Below are 1,334 nucleotides of genomic sequence, written 5' to 3' on the forward strand. Positions count from 1 at the left end.
GAAAGCTAATGGTAGAATCGAACTTGCAACTGTTTATCCAATTATGGAATAAAAAGAATTGGGACTTGGATCAATCCAAGCCCCAACCTTCTTTTAATTTTTTTGCTTCTCGTTGAAATTTAGCAGGTGAATAAAGTTTGCGCCAATAATAAAAATTATAAAAAGATGACCGATTCATGATTTTCATGATTGTTTTAATGAAATCATCACTAAGATTTAAGTAAGAAATATTCAAAAAACCATACCCTAAACTATATGGAGTAAAAGAAAATAATGAATATTCTCCATAAAAAATTTCATACTCAGTATCAGGTAAATCTTTTCTTGCATCATCGAGATCGTCTTCTTCTGGATCATAGGGACATTCAGCTAAAAATTTCCCTTCATCTGGACCAAAGTCAATAAAATCATCCTTATGTGTAAGTGTCAGATGTGGGTCTAAGTCCTGTAATTCCTGAGCCATCCAATCCGTCAGCTTTTTCACTGATTCAGGATCTCGTTGTCTGGGATCCACAAAAGATAGTGTTCGAACTCCTGATTTTACAATCATGGGCAAAGTTCTTTTTTTGATTGCTTTGATTTCCTCTTGAAATTCTTTTTCAGAATATAGGTCTTTCCAGTAGGTTAAATTTTTGACTTGATAGTCGTGAATGATCGCTAATAAAGAAATATTGATTTCTTCTAGGCGTTCCCAAAAAGAATCTTTTTCTGTTAAAAAATAATCACTCATTACTTCATTATAGGGAGTAATATAATAATGCAAATGTCCGTTAAATTTTAACACATACTCATAATAAACAAAATGCTCCATTGGATGATTGGGTACTCTTGGATCCCAATAAAGTTGGGCTAAGTGAGGAAAGACCTCAGGACCATAATCGACAAAGTTATCAAAATGTTCTAATGTCAACCGCTCATCAATGGCTTGAAAACGCTGAGCCATTTCTTGTGTGATTTGTTTGATTTTTTCAGGGTCACGCCGATTTGGATCGGTAAAAATTAATGCGGTCATTGGGTTCATCCTTTCTAAAAAGGCTTTTCTTAAAGTATGCCATATTACCAAGAAAAAGCCGATTCTTTTTTTCTGTGCGTAGAAAAAACTGATATCAAAGCGGTATTAGCACCAAAGAAAAAGTGGCTTTAACTGGTGCGCATTCGCAACATCCTAATTTTTATGCTAAAGAAAGTGGGATTGTCTATGAGCTACAAGGAAAAATAGTCGAAGGGAAAATCATGACAACGAAAAATTCTTATTCCACCGTCTTCCCGGATAATTGGAATGCGGAAAAAATTACCAGTGAAGTGGAACGGATTATTGAAAAAAGAACACAAGA

The 1,334-nt window shown here is 34.4% G+C and carries 2 protein-coding genes; one reads left to right on the forward strand and one right to left on the reverse strand.

Translation table 11 applies throughout. The features are described from left to right. Positions 1-70: 70 nt before the first annotated feature. Complete coding sequence (locus EVI01_RS13405; RefSeq protein ID WP_010750337.1) at positions 71-1,012, reverse strand: hypothetical protein; 942 nt, start codon at positions 1,010-1,012, stop codon at positions 71-73. A 122-nt stretch (positions 1,013-1,134) separates the two neighbouring features. Here EVI01_RS13405 and EVI01_RS13410 point away from each other — a divergent pair. Beyond that, positions 1,135-1,334, forward strand: a 200-nt coding sequence (locus tag EVI01_RS13410; protein WP_261766409.1) for an EndoU domain-containing protein, incomplete at its 3' end; no start/stop codon positions are given.

Source organism: Enterococcus villorum, assembly GCF_007990225.1.
Classification (GTDB): Bacteria; Bacillota; Bacilli; order Lactobacillales; family Enterococcaceae; genus Enterococcus_B; species Enterococcus_B villorum.

What these genes read in the sequence shown, in the direction of transcription:
- EVI01_RS13405 (WP_010750337.1), bottom strand. Translation starts at nt 1,012, where the DNA reads ATGACCGCATTAATTTTTACCGATCCAAATCGGCGTGACCCTGAAAAA.